This window comes from Paenibacillus sp. TAB_01 (assembly GCF_043945595.1).
In the GTDB taxonomy this organism is placed as follows: Bacteria; Bacillota; Bacilli; order Paenibacillales; family NBRC-103111; genus Paenibacillus_S.
The window spans coordinates 5,250,823-5,267,442 of the sequence record NZ_JBIFNP010000001.1 but is presented as its reverse complement, the minus strand read 5'-3'; the positions used below and the strand labels follow the sequence as shown (position 1 = coordinate 5,267,442).

Genomic DNA, 16,620 nt, shown 5'->3' with positions numbered 1-16,620 from the left:
ATAATGAAAAGTTCTTAGAAAGATAGGACATGAGACGTGCCTCATCATCGGAATCTCTAATATATTAATCAAGTAAATCATCTTGTAAAGGCAGGGATACTGATGAGTAATAGGATAGGAGACCAATTGAATCACCACCTTCGTTCCGTCGCCGTGGTGGGGTTGGGATATGTAGGTCTGCCGCTGGCGATTGCCTTTGTTAATAAAGGCTTTCAGGTCACAGGGATAGATGTCAATGCAGGAAAAAACGAGCTGTTAAACAAAGGGAAAAGTCCGCTTCCCCATGTAAGTGATGCGGAAATGCAGTCTGTTGTTTCGTCCCATAGATTCATAGCCAGTAATAGCTTTGCCGAAATAGAGACAGTAGACTCTATCATTATATGTGTGCCTACCCCGCTGACGCGAGAGCATACGCCCGATCTAAGCTATCTGCTGGAAACATGCAGCATGCTCGGGCCTCATCTGCAGCCGGGTCAAACGATTATTTTGGAAAGCTCGACCTATCCCGGAACGACCAAGGAGGTCATGCTGCCATTATTGGAGAAATACGGTTTCACCGCCGGTAAGGACCTGTACATCGGCTATTCGCCCGAACGGATCGACCCGGGCAACAAGCAGTACAAGGTGGAGCAGATTCCGAAGGTGATCAGCGGAGTAACGCCCGAATGCCGGGACCGCGTGCAGGAGCTGTACAGCCAGGTGTTCGAAAAGGTTGTGCCGACGTCATCCACTGATGCGGCGGAAGCGGCCAAAATTTTGGAGAACAGCTACCGCTTGATTAACATCTCTTTCATTAACGAATTCGCGCAAATTTGCGATCGTCTGCAAATCGATGTATGGGAGGTCATCGCAGCAGCCAGTACGAAGCCGTTCGGGTTCAGCGCTTTTTATCCCGGTCCGGGTATCGGAGGACACTGTATTCCTGTCGATCCGCTGTATCTGCAGTGGAAGGCGCAGGAGCGGGGGACGGAGAGCCGGATGATCGGCCTTGCGCACCGGATTAACCTGGAGATGCCGCAGTACGTCGTGCGCTGCCTGAAATGGAGTATGCCGAACAAACACTCGCTGCAAGGGGTTCCGATCCTTGTGTACGGCGTCACTTATAAGAAGGATACGAATGACGTTCGGGAATCAACGGCAATCGAGCTGCTGCAGCTGCTGATCGAGGAAGGAGTGGACGTGAGCTACCACGACCCTTATATCCCTGAGCTGAGCCTGGAGAACGGGCATAGGCTGCATAGCGTGGAGCTGACGGAAGAGGCGCTGTCTGCAGCAGAGTGTGTCGTGCTTCATACCGATCACCGGCAAATGCCGCTGCAGCTGATGGCCGATCATGCCAAAATGATCTTCGACACCCGCAACGTAACGGGGGATATCCAGGGAAATGCCGTCATTCGCCGGCTGGGCGGCGGAGCATTCGAGCTTTAAGCTCGCTTCCGCTGAAAAAAATACGACCGCGTGCTCCGTAAGGGGCGACGCGGTCGTTGTTCGTTTATATAAGATTCGGTTCGTCAGGCTTGCTCGAATAATTTTTTTAGGTTTTCTGCGAACGGAGCGCGGACGATGCCCTTCTCCGTAATGATCGCCGTAACGTACTCATTCGGCGTTACATCGAAGGCAGGGTTGTACACCTTGATGCCCTGAGGCGCCGTACGCTTGCCGAAGCCCTGCGTGATCTCGTCTTCATGGCGCTCCTCGATCGGAATGTCCGCGCCGGTCGGCGTATTCATGTCGATCGTGGAGATCGGGCAGGCCACGTAAAAAGGAATGCCGTGGGCCTTCGCCAGCACGGCCACGCTGTACGTGCCGATCTTGTTGGCGACGTCGCCGTTGGCAGCCACCCGGTCGGTGCCGACGATAACCGCCTGCACCCAGCCTTTGTTCATGACAGCGCCGGCCATATTGTCGCAGATCAGCGTCACGTCGACGCCGGCCTGCTGCAGCTCGAACGCCGTCAGGCGCGCACCCTGCAGCACCGGACGCGTCTCGTCGGCAAACACCTTCAGCTGGATGCCGCGCTCCTGCGCCAGGTACATCGGCGCCAGCGCCGTGCCGTAGCGCGCCGTGGCCAGGCCGCCGGCGTTGCAGTGCGTAAGGACGCCCATGCCGTCCTCGAACAAGGACAAGGCGTGCTCGCCGATCAGGCGGCACGTCTCCTCATCCTCGCTCTGGATCAGCTTCGCTTCGTCCAGCAGCGCCTGCTTCATAGCTTCCGGCTCTCCGCCTTCGGAAGCGAGCTGCTCTGCGCGCTGCTTCATCCGGTCCAGCGCCCAGAACAGATTCACCGCCGTCGGGCGCGACGTCGCCAAATAGTCGCACTGCTTGACGGCCGCTTCAAGCAGCTGTTCCCGGCTGCCGCTGACAGAGCGTACGCCGAGGTAAACCCCGAACGCCGCCGAAATGCCGATCGCCGGCGCTCCGCGTACGGCCAGCTGCTTGATCGCATTCCAGACTTGCTCGGAGGTAACGAGCGGCAGGTATACAATCTCATCGGGCAGCAGGCGCTGATCCAGCAGGTCCAGCTGCTGCTCCGCGGAATTCCATCGCACCGACTGCAGCCAGTCGGCGGTTTCCGTTGATTTGTCTAATGTATTCATGGTTAGTAGGCTCCTTTTCTAGGGAAAGCAGGGCCGCAATCCGGCCTGTGCTTCCCGATTCCTATCCGGCAGGCTTTTATATTAAATTAAAGGATCAGCCTTCCGGCCAATGTCCGGTTAACGGACCGTTTTTTGAGCGATATCGAGCAGCTCGTGAATGGACGCTGCTTTCCGATTATGTTTAATCAGGCTGGTGCCGATTTGCAGGGCGATCCGCTGGGCGCGTTCCTTTGCGGCGGCATCCTCCAGCTTGTTGATGTCGGCGACCTGGGCGAGGCCGAATACGCGGCGGACCATTTTGCTGCCGGTATAGCCGAACGTATCGCGCAGCACTTCCTGCATGTACCAGTCCTGGTAGCCCGGCGTCTTGAACATCCGGTCCGTGCCATGCTCGTCCCAAAGCGTCCGGAACTCGCGCTCAAACGTTTCCCATACTTCCTGAACGGTGCCGAGCAAATAATTGCGGAAATCTTGGCGGGAAGCATCATCCTTGCTCCAGCCTTCCTGTGCGGCATAATTCAGCAGCAGGTTGGCAAAAACGGCGCCGATATCGAAGCCCATAGGTCCGTAGTAGGCGAATTCGGGATCGATCACCTTCGTCGAATCCGGCTTGATGAAGATACTGCCGGTATGCAGATCGCCGTGCAGCAATGACTGGGCTTTGGTCAAAAAGCCGCTGCGCAAAATCGCCGCTTCGAGCTTCAGCTCGTTATCGCTCCACAACGCTTCCACCGCATCGCGGATGGCGGGAGGAATATCGTTTGTTTCCGCGTCGCGGTAAGGGTCGTCGAAGATGAGCTCCTCGGTAATTTTGCACAGCTCCGGGTTAATGAACTGCTTCACGCGCAGCTTCTTCTCCTGCTGGTTCATTCCGAGATCGGAAGTGAAGAACAGCGTTCTGGCCAGGAATGTGCCGATATGCCCGGCAAACAGAGGATAACGGTTGCCTTCGATCAAGCCTCTGCGCATGATGACATGATCGCTTAAATCCTGCATCGCCGTAAGGGCGAGCTCTTTATCATACACGTAGACGTGGGGCACGAGCTCCGGGCACAGCGATTCCTGGATCATCAACGCTTCGCTTTCGATGCGGGCGCGGTCGAGCGTCAGCGGCCACGATTCGCCTACGACCTTTGCATAAGGCAGCGCTTGCTTCAGAATAAGGCTTTTACCCGTCGAAGGCTCGGTAATATGGAATACAAGATTCAGATTGCCGTCTCCGATTTCACGGCTGTGAAGCTCGCTGCCGGGGGTGAACAAATCAGGAATATTGCGTGCATATTCAATTGCTTCAGCTTCGCTCAAAGCATGATAAGTAGACATAACTATGAATATCCTCCCTTTTCCGATAAACTATCATTCCATAGTATAGCAAATTGTATGCGGTGGGCAAAGAGAGAGTTGGCGGCCGAAGGGGCCTGGGCTGCCTTTCCTTCCTTCCGTTTATCGACACCCCTTTTACAAAAACTTCATCTGCCGATAATATGCCCCTGACGCAGAGCTTTACAATAGAAAGGAGGAGAAGGACAAAGGGAGGTTTTCTTTAAGTGAGAATGATAGCGAAGTTACTGTTTGCCGCAGCGGCATTATGTATTGTTCTTATGCTGGGCGCACAATCGGAAGAAACCCCGACGGCATTAAGCTCCAACCCGATGAAAGTCAATCAGCAGCAATATGAGCGGATCCATTCAGACCAGCTGTATGTAAAAGGGCAATAAATAGATCATAACCAAAAAGGGAGGGCATACCGATGCCTTCCCTTTTGGCTGTTCCTTTCCTTTAAAACGATCTGCCGCGGTTTCTGTGCTCCACCAAATCGATCGCTCCCAATACTACATGGGCGAGACCAAAGCCTGCTACGGCAGCTGCCGCCATAGGAAACTTGCCGCGCATGGCTACACCTGACGCAGCGACAGCCGTACCTAGAACCGTTGGAATCAGTCCTTCACGCATTGTTCGTGTCCTCCTCCGCAGATGTTGTGGTGCAGCTATAGGTTCGGATTTTTGTAACGGAAATATCCCTGCCAACAGTTGCATTCTATCTTCCAAAAATTTTATAATTAATTGTTATGGGGACGAACGATATCAAGAAAGGAAGATTGAGAAGTGGCCAATCAACCTGTTGCGTTAAAAGAGTGGGCGGTAGCGGTGGAAGCGCTGAGGAACGGACAGCAAATCTTGATGATGCGCAAGGGAGGCATACGGGAAGAAACGCGCGATTTTCAGATCGAAAGCGAGAGCTTTTACTTGTTTCCGACCTATGAGCATCAGAAGAAGCTGTGGATTAAGCCGGCATACCAGCAGCAGCTGGATCAAACGCTGGAAGGCTGGAGCCTTGAGGATACGGAAGTTACGATTCGATGCTATGCGGAGCTTGTCGAGGATATCCTCATCGAAGATCAAGAGCAGCTGAACAAGCTGGGGGACTTACATATTTGGACGGACACCTTTGCCGAAGAAAGACTGAAGTGGAAAAGAACCAAGCCCCTGCACCTGATGCTTCTCAGAGTGTACGAGCTGACGGAAGCGGTCAGGCTGCCTATTCTCCCATCGTATCTCGGGTGCAAGTCGTGGATACAGCTGGATAACGAAGCCCTGGATCGGGCGGAGCGCAGGCCGGTGCTGGATGAAGAGCAATTTCGCGAACGGATCGGACAGGTTCATGCAAAGCTGGGTTTAAGCTGACGGGGTAAAGTCAATACTTATTATATAAAAAAGTATAGAAATAGCCGAATAGGGCTTTATTGATTAGAGACCGTAGGTTATAATATATTAACATTGATTCTCATTGATAATCAGTTTAGAATGATTATTAAATAAGAATTAGAATATCTAAAGAGTTTATTACATTGGAGGAAATTAACTATGGCGAATGCACCGGAATTTATTATAGACGGGCTTAAGGCAACTGTCGAAGGCAAAGAGATTTTGAAGGGCTTGAGCATCAAGATCAAGGGCGGAGAAGTTCACGCTGTTATGGGTCCTAACGGAACAGGTAAAAGTACGCTGGCTTCTACCGTGATGGGCCACCCGAAATATGAAGTTACCGAAGGCTCCATTACGCTGAACGGCGAAGACGTACTTGAAATGGCGGTAGATGAGAGAGCAAGAGCCGGGCTGTTCCTTGCGATGCAGTATCCGAGCGAGATCGCCGGCGTAACGAACGCCGACTTCCTGCGCAGCGCGATCAATGCCCGCCGCGGAGAAGGCAACGAAATTTCGCTGATCAAATTCATCCGTCAGATGGAAGCGAAAATGAAAGAGCTGGAAATGAACCCTGAGTTCATGCACCGTTATTTGAACGAAGGCTTCTCCGGCGGTGAGAAGAAGCGTAACGAAATTTTGCAAATGATGATGCTCGAGCCTAGCGTCGTGATTCTTGATGAGATTGACTCCGGTCTTGACATCGATGCGCTCCGGATCGTAGCGACAGGCGTCAATGCAATGCGCTCCGAAGACCGCGGCTTCCTTATCATTACTCACTACCAGCGTTTGCTGAACTACATCAAGCCAGATTTCGTCCATGTTATGATGCAAGGCCGCATCGTGAAATCCGGCGGTCCTGAACTGGCTGAGCGTCTGGAGAACGAAGGCTACGACTGGATTAAAGAAGAGCTGGGTATCGTGGATGAAACGGTAGGCCAGGAAGAAGAAGAATTCAAGGTTCCTATGAACACGACAGCACCTAAATACTAATAACCCGCGACTACCGAATAGGAGGAAGATTACATGAGTACACAAACCATTCTTCCCATCGATCGTCAAGCCATCGTGGAGCTGTCGCAGTCGAGACAAGAACCTGAATGGATGACCAAACTTCGCGCCGAGGCGCTGGAACTGGCCGGATCGTTGGAATTGCCTAAGCTTGAGAAAACAAGAATCGACCGCTGGAATCTGAATTCCTACGGAACTTATAAATCAGAAGCCAAGATCGCAGGTCTTGAGGAGCTGCCGGAAGGCGCGAAAGCGCTGCTGCAAACCGACGGCCAAGGACAGCCTGCTAACGTGCTCGTGCAGAAAAACTCGAGTATCGTGTATCACAGCGTATCCGAAGAGCTGAGCCGGCAGGGCGTTATCTTTACAAGCTTGGAAGATGCGATAATCCACCACTCGGATTTGGTGAAAAGCTATTTTGCGAGTGTTGTCGGCAAGGATGAGAATTTGCTGACTGCGCTGCATACAGCCATGTGGAGCGGCGGCGTGTTCATTTATGTACCGAAAAACGTCCAAGTGGAGCTGCCGGTGCAGGCGTTGTTCCTGACGGACGACCCGCAAGCGGTATTCTCCCCGCACGTGCTGATCGTAGCCGAGCAGCACGCTTCCGTTACGTACGTGGATAACTTCGTATCGGAAGGCCAACTGGACCAGCTGATTCAAAACGGCGTTGTAGAGGTAATTGTCAAAGCGGGCGCAACCGTGAACTTCGCTTCCGTTCATAACCTGAACGAATCGGTTACCGATCTGACTTACCGCCGCGCGGTGGTTGAGAACGACGCCACGATCAACTGGGTTATCGGCGAGATGAACTACGGCAACGTCATGTCGGATACGACGACGCTGCTGAAAGGCAACGGCTCCAACTCCGATGCCAAAATCATCTGCGTAGGCACGGGCGAGCAGAAGCTGAACGTCACAACGCGTGCGGTTCACTTCGGCAAAAGCTCCAGCAGCGACATGATTACCCGCGCGGTAATGCGCGATGCGGCAACGGCTATCATCAACGGCGTAACGAAGATTGAGAAGGGTGCCACAGGTACGAACGGCCAGCAAACCGAGAAAGTGCTTATGCTGAGTCCTAAAGCCCGCGGCGACGCCAATCCGATTCTTCTGATCGACGAGGATGACGTTAAAGCAGGCCACGCGGCGAGCGTAGGCCAAGTGAATCCGGAGCAGATCCATTACTTGATGTCCCGCGGGATTACACGTGAAGAAGCGCAGCGTCTGGTCATCTACGGCTTCCTGGCCCCTGTCGTATCGGAAATTCCGATGGAGAAGGTACAGAAGCAGCTGCAAGGCTTCGTAGAAAGGAAGCTCGGACAATGAAGACGTCAGAGATTCGCGAACTGTTTCCCATCCTGAATCAGGAAGTCAACGGTCATCCCCTCGTTTACTTGGACTCTGCGGCGACTTCGCAGAAGCCGGTATCCGTCATTGAGGCGGTCAAGCATTATTACGAGCGGGATAACTCGAATGTGCATCGCGGCGTCCATACGCTGGGATCACGGGCTACGGACGCTTACGAGGGCGCCCGCGAGAAGGTTGCCAGATTCATCAACGCGAAATCGACGGAAGAAATTATTTTCACCCGCGGTACAACTACCGGCTTGAACATGGTAGCGACCGGTTATGCCCGCACGGTGTGCCGGGAGGGTGACGAGATCGTCATCACTCCGATGGAGCATCACAGCAATCTCATACCTTGGCAGCAGGCGGCCAAAGCGACCGGCGCTGTCTTAAAATATATTCCGCTTCAGCCCGACGGCTCCATCCGTCTGGAGGATGTGGAGCAAACCGTTACGGACAGAACGAAGATTGTTTCCGTAACCTATGTATCGAATGTGCTCGGTGTTGTAAATCCTGTGAAGGAGATTGCAGCTATCGCCCATCGCCATGGGGCCAAGATGGTTGTAGACGGCGCTCAGAGCACGCCGCACTTGAAGGTCGACGTACAAGACCTCGATTGTGATTTCTATGCTTTGTCAGGGCATAAGATGTGCGCTCCTACCGGGATCGGCGCCCTGTACGGCAAGAAGGCCCTGCTGGAAAGCATGGAGCCGATCGAGTTCGGCGGCGAAATGATCGACCATGTGGATTTGTACGAATCCACATGGAAGGATCTGCCTTGGAAGTTCGAAGGCGGAACGCCGATTATCGCCGGAGCGGTAGGCCTCGGCGCGGCGATCGATTTTCTCGAGAGCATCGGTCTTGAGAATATCGACCGCCATGAGAAGCAGCTGACGTCGTATGCTATCGAGCGTATGCAGCAGATTGACGACCTGACCATTTACGGCCCGCTGAATAACCGTGCCGGTCTGGTTACGTTCAATCTGGGCGACGTCCACCCGCACGACGTAGCGACGGTGCTCGACGCGGACGGCATTGCCATCCGGGCCGGACATCACTGCTGCCAGCCGCTGATGCGGTGGCTTCAGGTGTCGTCTACGGCGCGCGCAAGCTTTTATTTGTATAATACGGAAGAAGATATTGACCGCCTGGTAGCCTCACTACTTAAAACAAAGGAGTACTTCGGTCATGCAATTGGATGATTTATACCGCAGAGTCATTATGGATCATTATAAAACTCCCCGTAACCGCGGCACCTTTGAAGGAGAAGCGGTTACGATCGATTTGAACAATCCTACTTGCGGAGATAAAATTCAGCTCCAGATGCAAGTGGAGGACGGCAAAGTAAAAGCTGCCAAGTTTACCGGGGAAGGCTGCTCGATCAGCCTTTCTTCCGCTTCCATGATGACGGATGCCGTTAAAGGCAAGACATTGGAAGAAGCGCTGGAGATGGCAGACAAGTTTTCCGGATTGATGAAGGGCGAGCCGGTGGAATTCGAATATGAAGATATCGAAGCTTTGTCCGGCGTCAACAAATTTCCGGCAAGAATCAAGTGCGCCACCTTGGCATGGAATGCGCTTCGCAAAGGTATCGAAAAGACAAAATCGCAATAAGATAAACGATAAGGAAGGTGACTCTCATGGCAAAGAAAATGCCCGAAATGGAAGATTATAAATATGGCTTTCGCGATGAGCACAAAGCCGTGTTCCAATCCGGCAAGGGATTGACCCGTGAAATCGTAGCCGAGATTTCCAGTATGAAGAACGAGCCGCAATGGATGCTTGATTTCCGTTTGAAATCGTTAGAGCAGTTCGAGAAAATGCCTATGCCGCGCTGGGGCGGTAACCTGGACGATCTGGATTTCAACGATATCCAGTACTATGTCAAGCCGTCTGAGAAGCAAGGGAAGACATGGGAAGAGGTTCCTACGGAAATTAAAGAAACGTTCGACAAGCTTGGTATTCCTGAAGCGGAACAAAAGTTTTTGGCCGGCGTTTCCGCGCAATACGAGTCTGAGGTCGTATATCACAGCATGCAGAAGGATCTTGAGGATCAAGGCGTTATTTTCACCGATACCGATACGGCTTTGAGAGAGTTCCCTGAAATTTTCAAGGAGCATTTCGGGACGGTCATTCCTCCGACGGATAACAAATTTGCGGCGTTGAACAGCGCAGTTTGGTCCGGCGGCAGCTTTATCTATGTTCCAAAAGGCGTGAAGGTGGACATTCCTCTTCAAGCTTACTTCCGGATCAACTCGGAAAATATGGGTCAGTTCGAGCGTACGCTTATCATTACCGACGAAGACAGCTTCGTTCACTATGTAGAAGGATGTACGGCACCGATCTACAGCACGAATTCGCTGCATAGCGCTGTCGTAGAGATCATCTGCAAAAAGAACTCCCGTGCCCGTTATACGACGATTCAAAACTGGGCGCCGAACATTTACAACCTGGTTACCAAGCGTGCGGTTGCAGAAGAAAATGCAACGATGGAATGGGTTGACGGTAACATCGGCTCCAAGCTGACGATGAAATATCCGGCAGTCGTTCTGAAAGGCCAAGGAGCGAAAGGGATGGTGCTTTCCATCGCTGTAGCGGGCCGCGGCCAGCATCAGGATGCAGGTGCCAAAATGACTCACTTGGCTCCGGACACGACTTCCACGATCGTTTCCAAGTCGATCAGCAAGCACGGCGGCAAGGTGACTTACCGCGGTCTGGCTTCCTTTGGACGTAACTCCCAAGGCTCCAAAGCCAACATCAAGTGCGATACGCTGATTATGGATAAAGAATCTACTTCGGATACGATTCCATACAACGAAATCATGAACGATAACATTACGCTGGAGCATGAGGCTACGGTATCCAAAGTATCCGAGGACCAATTGTTCTACTTGATGAGCCGCGGCTTGTCCGAAGCCGAAGCGACGCAAATGATCGTAATGGGCTTTATCGAGCCGTTCACGAAAGAGCTGCCGATGGAATACGCGGTAGAAATGAACCGCTTGATCAAATTCGAGATGGAAGGATCTATCGGTTAATCTAAGTACCAGTAAAATCAAGGGCTTTACTGTGTTATATGACGCTGTGATACCGAAATGATACCAGTTAGTCAAATACGCTCATGGCTTCGTGCTTCCTTTCGGTGTACAGATGGCCATAAGTGTTTGCGGTTTGTTTGATATCATCGTGTCGCATCAACTCTTTAACAAGATAGATGTCTACACCGCTATTGATTAAGTGCGCTGCATAGCTGTGCCGTAGGTCATGGATGCGCAATTCAGGAAATACACGTTTGAACCATTTGTAATAATGCGAGTAGTGGTACGGCGATCCACCGCCGAACACATACATTCCTTCATTGAATCCGTAGATAAACTCTGCGGATTCTTTTTTTATATTTGCCAGCATGTTTCTTATAAACGACGGAAACGGGACGTAGCCCACGCTCCCCGCGGTTTTCGTGCTCCCAGGCTTGCGTGTTAAACCATCGATCGTTTTGTTAACGTGGAGCTGCATCTGCACCAGATCTATATCTATCCAAGTTAGTCCAAAACCTTCTCCTACTCGCAGACCGGTGTAGAACAATAGCCTTGTTAGCTCAGCATATTTATTCCCAACCGCGGCAGATAGCCCGCCCACTCGTTTCTCAAAGTCGTCTTTCTTGATGAAATTGATGCTTGGCCTAACACGCGCGATTGGTCCTACGGCAAGACTCGGGTCGACTTTAAGCCCAAAAAACTTAACGGCGTGGTTCACAAGTATTTTGAAATTGCTGTACACAGTGCGGGCACTATTTAGTGATTTAAAATTGTTTTCCAAATCACTCTTAAATTCCATAACATGGTGGGTGTTAACATCTTTAACCTTTAGATGGCCGAATCTCGGCTTAATATGCAGGTTATATTCGTTGGTCCTTCTCCTTATGGTTTTGTCCTTCAGCTTCTTGTGCTTCAGGTTGTGTGCAAACACCTCGTCAATTGTTACGTTATCGGAATAATTGTTTTTAATTCCGGCCAAAAAATCCGCCTCTGCAAGTTTTGCCTCAGACTGTTTCTTAAATCCACGCTTTAATTTCTGCTGGTTACGCCCGTAAATGTCTTTGTAACGGACTCTGAAATACCACGTTTTTCGTTCCTCGTCTTTGTAGACGGGCATAGCTCCACCTCCGAATTTAGAACATATGTTCTTTTTTTGGGTATATGTAAACAACCTTGCGGCTGGAAAACGCAAAGATTTTAAATACACTTATGAACAACTTCGCTTTTAAGATGAGCCACTTCTTCTGGCACACCGCAAACTGACGCGGCGTCATAAATCGAAGCTCCTTCGGTGATGAGCTTGTCCGGGATAAGAAGCTCAACAGCAAATTGATTCGCTTGCCGCTCAATCTTATCAACGGACTGGAGCGTATTTGCCCGGAGAAAAGGCACGTTGATACCAGGATGTAAGATGCGATGAGCAAGTTCATGCGCGATAACAAAAAGAATTAAATTTTCGGGCAAGTTATACGCAATATGAATAACCGGAATTCGCAAATACATTTGGAAATACCCCCAAATACCCTTCAAATTCCGGTATTCTATTTTAATGCCCATCAGCGACGCTATTTTGATTGGATCGCGGGTTCCGTACTTTCGCACAAGCAATTCAACGACTCGTTTTATACGCATAGGTTGCCCCTCCGCTATTATTCCTTGCGGTATTTTTTCGGAGTGAATTTCTTCTTAGCAAGTTGCTTGGCAAGACGCATAGTCTGTTCCATAGAAGCTTTAAGCAATTCTCTCTCTTCTTCGTCTAATTCCATATCTTCGCCGTAAAACCCAATCGCGTGTTTGCCGTCGAGACCATTCATCAAACGCTCCAGATCGCGGGCAATGTCGCGCTCATCTTTTTTATTGATGGCGTAGTAGGGAGCTTTAGTTTCAGAAAGAATATCTTTCTTTCCTTTGTGATTTTGTAGAAGATTCATGGCGCGAAGTAGGGCATTGTGAATTAATTTTTTATACTCAATGTTTGAATCCAATTCTATGATTAACTGTTTAATATGTGCTGGATCAAATTCAATATCATCCCAACCTTCTGATTCAAACAACGGAGTTAATTCAGTTTTAAGAAAAGTAAGTGTAACCGCGTCGAAGCTGTTATTAGTTGTCATTTTATCGATAATTATACTAATGTTTCTGTCTAGTTCATAAGTTTCACTTTCACTAAATAAATCCATTACGAACTCTTTATCCTCAGAAGGCAATCCTTCAAAGTAACCTGCTTCTTCCATTAACTCGCCATACGTGTAAGGTCTGAGGTGCTCAGCTAATATTCTAAGAGTTTCTGGTTGCGGACGTTGAATCCCAGCTTCTATTCTTGAAAGAGTGGTTTGAGAGATCCCCGATGAATCCGCAAGCTGTTTTTGAGTCTTATACCCATATCTTTTACGAACTTCCTTTAGAAATTCACCAAAATTCTTACCAGACACTTTAATCACCTCTTGTTATCAATGAAATTATTATACTGTAATAATTGCGCGCGCGCAATTATTTTTTTGAGTATATTGCGCACACGTATTTTTAGTTGTATAGTGTGAATATGCGAGGGCGCATAATTATTATGCGCCAGCGAATGGAAGGAGAGGTGATGAAAATGAAGAGAGTTATTCGCTTGAAGGTCAAAGAGTTAATGAAAGCGCAAATTGATAGAGACATCCCGACTGATGCCGCGCTCGCGAAACGGATAGGTGTTTCTCCGTCTCAAGTTTGGAGGGCAAAATTGCCACCGGATGATGATAGACATAATGCGCCGGGTGTTCAGTTTATAGCGGGGGTACTGGGGGCATTTGATAGTAATTTTGAAAAATTCTTTTTTGTGGAAGTCGTTTCAGAGTAGGAACGGCCGACTGCAACGAAAAGGGGACGAGGTTTCAAAATGACCCAATTAAAAATTGTCAATCAAAATGGTCAACTGCTTGTTGATAGTCGTGATGTGGCTGAAATGACCGAAAAGCGTCATGCCGATCTTTTGCGGGACATTGACGGGTATAAGTCGATTTTAGATCAAAACGCAAATCTGCGTTCTGATCAATTCTTTATTGAAGGGTCATATGAAGCTGGGACTGGTAAGCCCTACAGATTATTTCTTTTAACCCGCAAAGGATGCGACATGGTTGCGAACAAGATGACCGGAGAAAAAGGCGTTTTGTTTACGGCAGCTTATGTTACTCGGTTCGAAGAAATGGAGCGAGAATTTTCCAAACCTCCTAGAACGCAACTTGAAATTTTGCAAGCATCAATCTCCCACTTGGTCAATATCGAGCGCGAACAGGCAGAACAATCAAAACGGTTGGCAACTGTCGAAAAGAAACTGGATGAAACGGCTGAAATCCTTTCATTAAATGCTGTGGATGGACGCAAAAAGGTTACAGCACTACTTAATAAAGTCGCTCAATCTCTTGGTGGTGGAAGTTCCTACCAAGATGTTCGAGCCGACAGTTACCAACGTTTGGAAAGCAGAGCAGAATGTAATCTTGCGATTCGACAGACCAACAAACGTAAAAAGATGGCATTGGAAGGTGTAACGAAATCGAAAATCGACAAAGTTAGTAAGCTAGATGTTATTTTCGATGATGGTCGGCTCGCAGAAATTTATTTCGCGATCGTGAAAGAAATGGCGATTCAAAACAAGATTGATCCAGAGGGGATCGCTGTATGAAACATTTTTATGACGCCAAGGATGTGCAACAAATACTCGGTTGCGGATCAATCCGTACGGCACAGCTGCGGATTCAAGCAATGAACGAAGAGCTTAAGGGTAAAGGCTATTGGGTTGAGAGGGGCAAAATACCAATTTCTTTTTTTAACGAGAAATACCCCTACTTGGGTGAAAAGAGGTGAAGGCTAATGGTCGGCATTCATCCGGTGCACCGGCGCCTTGCAGAGCTAACACTTAAAGCTAAAAAGCTCGGCGGCCTTAACGAGCTTTCACAGTTTGAGCAAAGGGATTTATACGATTGTCTACTTGCTAACCTGGCGTTAGCCTGGCGGATCGACGAACTTAAAGCTCTATCGTTCATCGCCTACACCACGGACGACACGGAATGGCAGCATGATATCTGCAAACAGCTTGACGATTTAACGGCGACAATGCGCTGAAAGGAGGTGAGGGAATGAAACTGGAAATGAATCGGCGTGCACGACTGAAACAATTAGTTGTTCTCGCTTTGCGGTTGCTCTTACTGAGCTGGAGAAAGAGGCCCAAAGTGCTTACGTCAACGGCGACCTTGAGCGGCTGGAGAAGATCCACAAGGGAGTTGACGCCCTGATTGATTCGATTAACGGAAAGGAGATTAGCCCCAATGGAAGCAAACATTTGCAATAAGCTGCTATTGGCTCAAATGAAAGATGTCAATGAAATGCAAATGATTTATGCCGAAGTCGCCTTGGCTGGTGATGCAAATAGAGCGTGTGCCAAGGTGATCGGCAATATGTTTAATTTATCCCGTGAAATCAAGGAAGGGATCGAACAGAACGCTCTGGTGTGAAACGGCGCAGTTGGACAACGGTATTAATCCGAAAAAAAACTTCGATTGAAATGCAGGTGATATACATGGGTTATAACTTCAAAGCAGCACGATTTCACGGGGAATTGTTAATCTCGATTTACCGCAAGATGAACCGCAATTTTGAAGATGATGGTACGTGGAGCTGGTGGCTTAAGGATCAGATCAATGAGCTTGACCAGGAGATTGCTGCGGCGCATATCACTCAAAACGCAAAGATGACCACTGTTGGTAGCAGCGGCCATCCAGAATTGCATATGAAAAATATAGTTGTACCAATCGTACCACAATGGCATGAAATTGAGCAAGTATTAAAGGAGTGATTCATCTGGAATCAGCTCATCCCTTAGGCACTGCTGACGAGATTATACGTTCATACTCCAGGCTTGTTCATTATGTGGCTAAACGCTTCAGGTGGGCCCTGTCGCCTTCGCTTCAATATGATGATTTAGTTAGCGAAGGCATGGCCGGGCTTCTGAAAGCCTACAAAAAATTCGACGAGAGTAAGGGGTTCAAGTTCACAACAATTGCTACATCCATGATTCAGTGGGAAATTCAAAAGCACCTACGGGATCGTGAACAAGTTATGTCCGTACCTCGCAGTCTTTATGTACTGGCTGGGGAAATATCCCGACAGAAGTTGATCGATGAGTCACCTTCTGAAATTGCAAAAATCTTGTCCTGCACTGAGAAAAAGGTTGAGGAGGCTCTTCGCTATCTTAAATTAAAGATCAGATCTCTCGATCAACCATTACCTGGTCAGGACGATGATAAGATGACCATCCGGGACACCATTACCCACACCGACGATATATCTAAAATTGTAACGCAGGATTTTCTTGAATCCTTAACAGAGCGAGAACAGCAGCTTGTCCAATTACGGTTAGCTGGAGTTACTCAAAAGGATATTGGTAAATCCTTAAGGTTATCTCAGGTTCAGATATCTCGCATTCAAGCTAAAATCGCCGAGAAATTACAGCACTATATGGAGGTTGATAACATGAGTGCGGCCAAAATTACCAAGGATGAATACCTGGAATTGAAGAGCCAGAACAAAAGCGATCCGGAGATTAGGTTAATGTTCAAAATTGGTGAACCGACACTTACTCGTCTCAAGAAAGAGTGGGACGTCACCGGCATGCGAAAAGTCGTTCAACACAAGAAATCGGAAGGCACGAAGAAGCCAGCAGCAAAAGAGGTTGCGGCAGCTCCATTAATAACCCATTCTTCGGAACCTGCTCTTGTCTCAGAGACGAGATCGCAACCACTTCGAGATGAACTCAACATCGTTAAGCAAATTGTAGAACGACTCGAACGGGAAAACGAGCTGCTGCGGGCTTTGTTAAAAAATTATCTATAGTTCGTAAAAAGGATCCCGTCATGATTTTATTCAAAGGCGACGAAGTCAAA

At 49.2% G+C, this 16,620-nt stretch carries 21 protein-coding genes; 15 read left to right on the top strand and 6 right to left on the bottom strand.

The window, feature by feature from the left end; translation table 11 throughout:
• Positions 1 to 102: 102 nt before the first annotated feature.
• The gene (locus ACHHV8_RS25740; protein ID WP_395162249.1) at positions 103 to 1,428 is read left to right on the top strand and encodes a nucleotide sugar dehydrogenase; all 1,326 of its coding nucleotides are present in this window, start codon (positions 103 to 105) and stop codon (positions 1,426 to 1,428) included.
• Between the two features lie 83 nt (positions 1,429 to 1,511).
• Here the strand turns inward: ACHHV8_RS25740 and mtnA are convergent, their stop codons facing one another.
• Together mtnA and mtnK are read right to left on the bottom strand one after the other, a co-directional pair.
• Complete coding sequence (gene mtnA, locus ACHHV8_RS25735) at positions 1,512 to 2,597, bottom strand: S-methyl-5-thioribose-1-phosphate isomerase (RefSeq protein WP_395162248.1); 1,086 nt, start codon at positions 2,595 to 2,597, stop codon at positions 1,512 to 1,514.
• A 117-nt stretch (positions 2,598 to 2,714) separates the two neighbouring features.
• A complete protein-coding gene (mtnK, locus tag ACHHV8_RS25730) occupies positions 2,715 to 3,920 on the bottom strand; it encodes an S-methyl-5-thioribose kinase (protein ID WP_395162247.1) in 1,206 nt (401 codons plus the stop codon).
• A gap of 224 nt (positions 3,921 to 4,144) precedes the next feature.
• Between mtnK and ACHHV8_RS25725 the strand changes: the two genes are divergently transcribed.
• On the top strand, positions 4,145 to 4,315 hold the full coding sequence (locus ACHHV8_RS25725; RefSeq protein WP_395162246.1) for a hypothetical protein: 171 nt from the start codon (positions 4,145 to 4,147) through the stop codon (positions 4,313 to 4,315).
• Positions 4,316 to 4,376: 61 nt separating this feature from the next.
• Here the strand turns inward: ACHHV8_RS25725 and ACHHV8_RS25720 are convergent, their stop codons facing one another.
• Complete coding sequence (locus tag ACHHV8_RS25720; protein ID WP_395162245.1) at positions 4,377 to 4,550, bottom strand: asparagine synthase; 174 nt, start codon at positions 4,548 to 4,550, stop codon at positions 4,377 to 4,379.
• A 153-nt stretch (positions 4,551 to 4,703) separates the two neighbouring features.
• On the opposite strand from ACHHV8_RS25720, the gene ACHHV8_RS25715 reads away from it, so the two are divergent.
• From ACHHV8_RS25715 to sufB, 6 genes are all read left to right on the top strand, one after another.
• The gene (locus ACHHV8_RS25715) at positions 4,704 to 5,282 is read left to right on the top strand and encodes a DUF1802 family protein (protein WP_395162244.1); all 579 of its coding nucleotides are present in this window, start codon (positions 4,704 to 4,706) and stop codon (positions 5,280 to 5,282) included.
• A gap of 180 nt (positions 5,283 to 5,462) precedes the next feature.
• The gene (gene sufC, locus ACHHV8_RS25710) at positions 5,463 to 6,293 is read left to right on the top strand and encodes a Fe-S cluster assembly ATPase SufC (RefSeq protein WP_395162243.1); all 831 of its coding nucleotides are present in this window, start codon (positions 5,463 to 5,465) and stop codon (positions 6,291 to 6,293) included.
• Between the two features lie 33 nt (positions 6,294 to 6,326).
• The gene (gene sufD / locus ACHHV8_RS25705; protein ID WP_395162242.1) at positions 6,327 to 7,640 is read left to right on the top strand and encodes a Fe-S cluster assembly protein SufD; all 1,314 of its coding nucleotides are present in this window, start codon (positions 6,327 to 6,329) and stop codon (positions 7,638 to 7,640) included.
• Entirely contained in the window at positions 7,637 to 8,863 is a 1,227-nt protein-coding gene (locus tag ACHHV8_RS25700) for a cysteine desulfurase (RefSeq protein WP_395162241.1), read from the top strand. The genes sufD and ACHHV8_RS25700 overlap by 4 nt, the downstream gene beginning before the upstream one ends.
• Positions 8,850 to 9,275, top strand: a complete 426-nt coding sequence (gene sufU, locus ACHHV8_RS25695) for a Fe-S cluster assembly sulfur transfer protein SufU (RefSeq protein ID WP_395162240.1) — start codon at positions 8,850 to 8,852, stop codon at positions 9,273 to 9,275. The genes ACHHV8_RS25700 and sufU overlap by 14 nt, the downstream gene beginning before the upstream one ends.
• Positions 9,276 to 9,301: 26 nt before the next feature.
• Positions 9,302 to 10,699 (top strand): Fe-S cluster assembly protein SufB, encoded by a 1,398-nt coding sequence (sufB, locus tag ACHHV8_RS25690; protein WP_395162239.1) that lies wholly within the window; start codon positions 9,302 to 9,304, stop codon positions 10,697 to 10,699.
• Between the two features lie 67 nt (positions 10,700 to 10,766).
• On the opposite strand, the gene ACHHV8_RS25685 is transcribed toward sufB, so the two are convergent.
• The 3 genes from ACHHV8_RS25685 to ACHHV8_RS25675 all read right to left on the bottom strand — a co-directional run bounded on the left by ACHHV8_RS25685 (position 10,767) and on the right by ACHHV8_RS25675 (position 13,134).
• Positions 10,767 to 11,816, bottom strand: coding sequence for a site-specific integrase (locus tag ACHHV8_RS25685; RefSeq protein ID WP_395162238.1), 1,050 nt, complete (start codon positions 11,814 to 11,816; stop codon positions 10,767 to 10,769).
• 80 nt (positions 11,817 to 11,896) lie between these two features.
• Positions 11,897 to 12,331, bottom strand: coding sequence for an ImmA/IrrE family metallo-endopeptidase (locus tag ACHHV8_RS25680; RefSeq protein WP_395162237.1), 435 nt, complete (start codon positions 12,329 to 12,331; stop codon positions 11,897 to 11,899).
• A 17-nt stretch (positions 12,332 to 12,348) separates the two neighbouring features.
• A complete protein-coding gene (locus tag ACHHV8_RS25675; RefSeq protein ID WP_395162236.1) occupies positions 12,349 to 13,134 on the bottom strand; it encodes a helix-turn-helix domain-containing protein in 786 nt (261 codons plus the stop codon).
• 164 nt (positions 13,135 to 13,298) lie between these two features.
• Between ACHHV8_RS25675 and ACHHV8_RS25670 the strand changes: the two genes are divergently transcribed.
• The 7 genes from ACHHV8_RS25670 to ACHHV8_RS25640 all read left to right on the top strand — a co-directional run bounded on the left by ACHHV8_RS25670 (position 13,299) and on the right by ACHHV8_RS25640 (position 16,570).
• Positions 13,299 to 13,541, top strand: a complete 243-nt coding sequence (locus ACHHV8_RS25670; RefSeq protein ID WP_395162235.1) for a hypothetical protein — start codon at positions 13,299 to 13,301, stop codon at positions 13,539 to 13,541.
• Between the two features lie 39 nt (positions 13,542 to 13,580).
• On the top strand, positions 13,581 to 14,363 hold the full coding sequence (locus tag ACHHV8_RS25665) for a Rha family transcriptional regulator (RefSeq protein ID WP_395162234.1): 783 nt from the start codon (positions 13,581 to 13,583) through the stop codon (positions 14,361 to 14,363).
• Positions 14,360 to 14,545 (top strand): hypothetical protein, encoded by a 186-nt coding sequence (locus ACHHV8_RS25660; protein WP_395162233.1) that lies wholly within the window; start codon positions 14,360 to 14,362, stop codon positions 14,543 to 14,545. Before ACHHV8_RS25665 ends, ACHHV8_RS25660 begins: the two co-directional genes overlap by 4 nt.
• A gap of 6 nt (positions 14,546 to 14,551) precedes the next feature.
• A complete protein-coding gene (locus tag ACHHV8_RS25655; RefSeq protein ID WP_395162232.1) occupies positions 14,552 to 14,803 on the top strand; it encodes a DUF7667 family protein in 252 nt (83 codons plus the stop codon).
• A gap of 203 nt (positions 14,804 to 15,006) precedes the next feature.
• A complete protein-coding gene (locus ACHHV8_RS25650) occupies positions 15,007 to 15,192 on the top strand; it encodes a hypothetical protein (RefSeq protein ID WP_395162231.1) in 186 nt (61 codons plus the stop codon).
• A 65-nt stretch (positions 15,193 to 15,257) separates the two neighbouring features.
• On the top strand, positions 15,258 to 15,533 hold the full coding sequence (locus ACHHV8_RS25645) for a hypothetical protein (RefSeq protein WP_395162230.1): 276 nt from the start codon (positions 15,258 to 15,260) through the stop codon (positions 15,531 to 15,533).
• Complete coding sequence (locus tag ACHHV8_RS25640) at positions 15,530 to 16,570, top strand: sigma-70 family RNA polymerase sigma factor (protein WP_395162229.1); 1,041 nt, start codon at positions 15,530 to 15,532, stop codon at positions 16,568 to 16,570. Before ACHHV8_RS25645 ends, ACHHV8_RS25640 begins: the two co-directional genes overlap by 4 nt.
• Positions 16,571 to 16,620 lie beyond the last annotated feature (50 nt).

Coding starts and splice junctions, on each gene's coding strand:
- ACHHV8_RS25700 (WP_395162241.1), top strand. CDS start 7,637: ATGAAGACGTCAGAGATTCGCGAACTGTTTCCCATCCTGAATCAGGAA.
- sufB (WP_395162239.1), top strand. CDS start 9,302: ATGGCAAAGAAAATGCCCGAAATGGAAGATTATAAATATGGCTTTCGC.
- ACHHV8_RS25650 (WP_395162231.1), top strand. CDS start 15,007: ATGGAAGCAAACATTTGCAATAAGCTGCTATTGGCTCAAATGAAAGAT.
- ACHHV8_RS25645 (WP_395162230.1), top strand. CDS start 15,258: ATGGGTTATAACTTCAAAGCAGCACGATTTCACGGGGAATTGTTAATC.
- sufU (WP_395162240.1), top strand. CDS start 8,850: ATGCAATTGGATGATTTATACCGCAGAGTCATTATGGATCATTATAAA.
- ACHHV8_RS25680 (WP_395162237.1), bottom strand. CDS start 12,331: ATGCGTATAAAACGAGTCGTTGAATTGCTTGTGCGAAAGTACGGAACC.
- sufC (WP_395162243.1), top strand. CDS start 5,463: ATGGCGAATGCACCGGAATTTATTATAGACGGGCTTAAGGCAACTGTC.
- ACHHV8_RS25660 (WP_395162233.1), top strand. CDS start 14,360: ATGAAACATTTTTATGACGCCAAGGATGTGCAACAAATACTCGGTTGC.
- mtnA (WP_395162248.1), bottom strand. CDS start 2,597: ATGAATACATTAGACAAATCAACGGAAACCGCCGACTGGCTGCAGTCG.
- ACHHV8_RS25740 (WP_395162249.1), top strand. CDS start 103: ATGAGTAATAGGATAGGAGACCAATTGAATCACCACCTTCGTTCCGTC.
- ACHHV8_RS25655 (WP_395162232.1), top strand. CDS start 14,552: ATGGTCGGCATTCATCCGGTGCACCGGCGCCTTGCAGAGCTAACACTT.
- ACHHV8_RS25670 (WP_395162235.1), top strand. CDS start 13,299: ATGAAGAGAGTTATTCGCTTGAAGGTCAAAGAGTTAATGAAAGCGCAA.
- ACHHV8_RS25720 (WP_395162245.1), bottom strand. CDS start 4,550: ATGCGTGAAGGACTGATTCCAACGGTTCTAGGTACGGCTGTCGCTGCG.
- sufD (WP_395162242.1), top strand. CDS start 6,327: ATGAGTACACAAACCATTCTTCCCATCGATCGTCAAGCCATCGTGGAG.
- mtnK (WP_395162247.1), bottom strand. CDS start 3,920: ATGTCTACTTATCATGCTTTGAGCGAAGCTGAAGCAATTGAATATGCA.
- ACHHV8_RS25685 (WP_395162238.1), bottom strand. CDS start 11,816: ATGCCCGTCTACAAAGACGAGGAACGAAAAACGTGGTATTTCAGAGTC.
- ACHHV8_RS25665 (WP_395162234.1), top strand. CDS start 13,581: ATGACCCAATTAAAAATTGTCAATCAAAATGGTCAACTGCTTGTTGAT.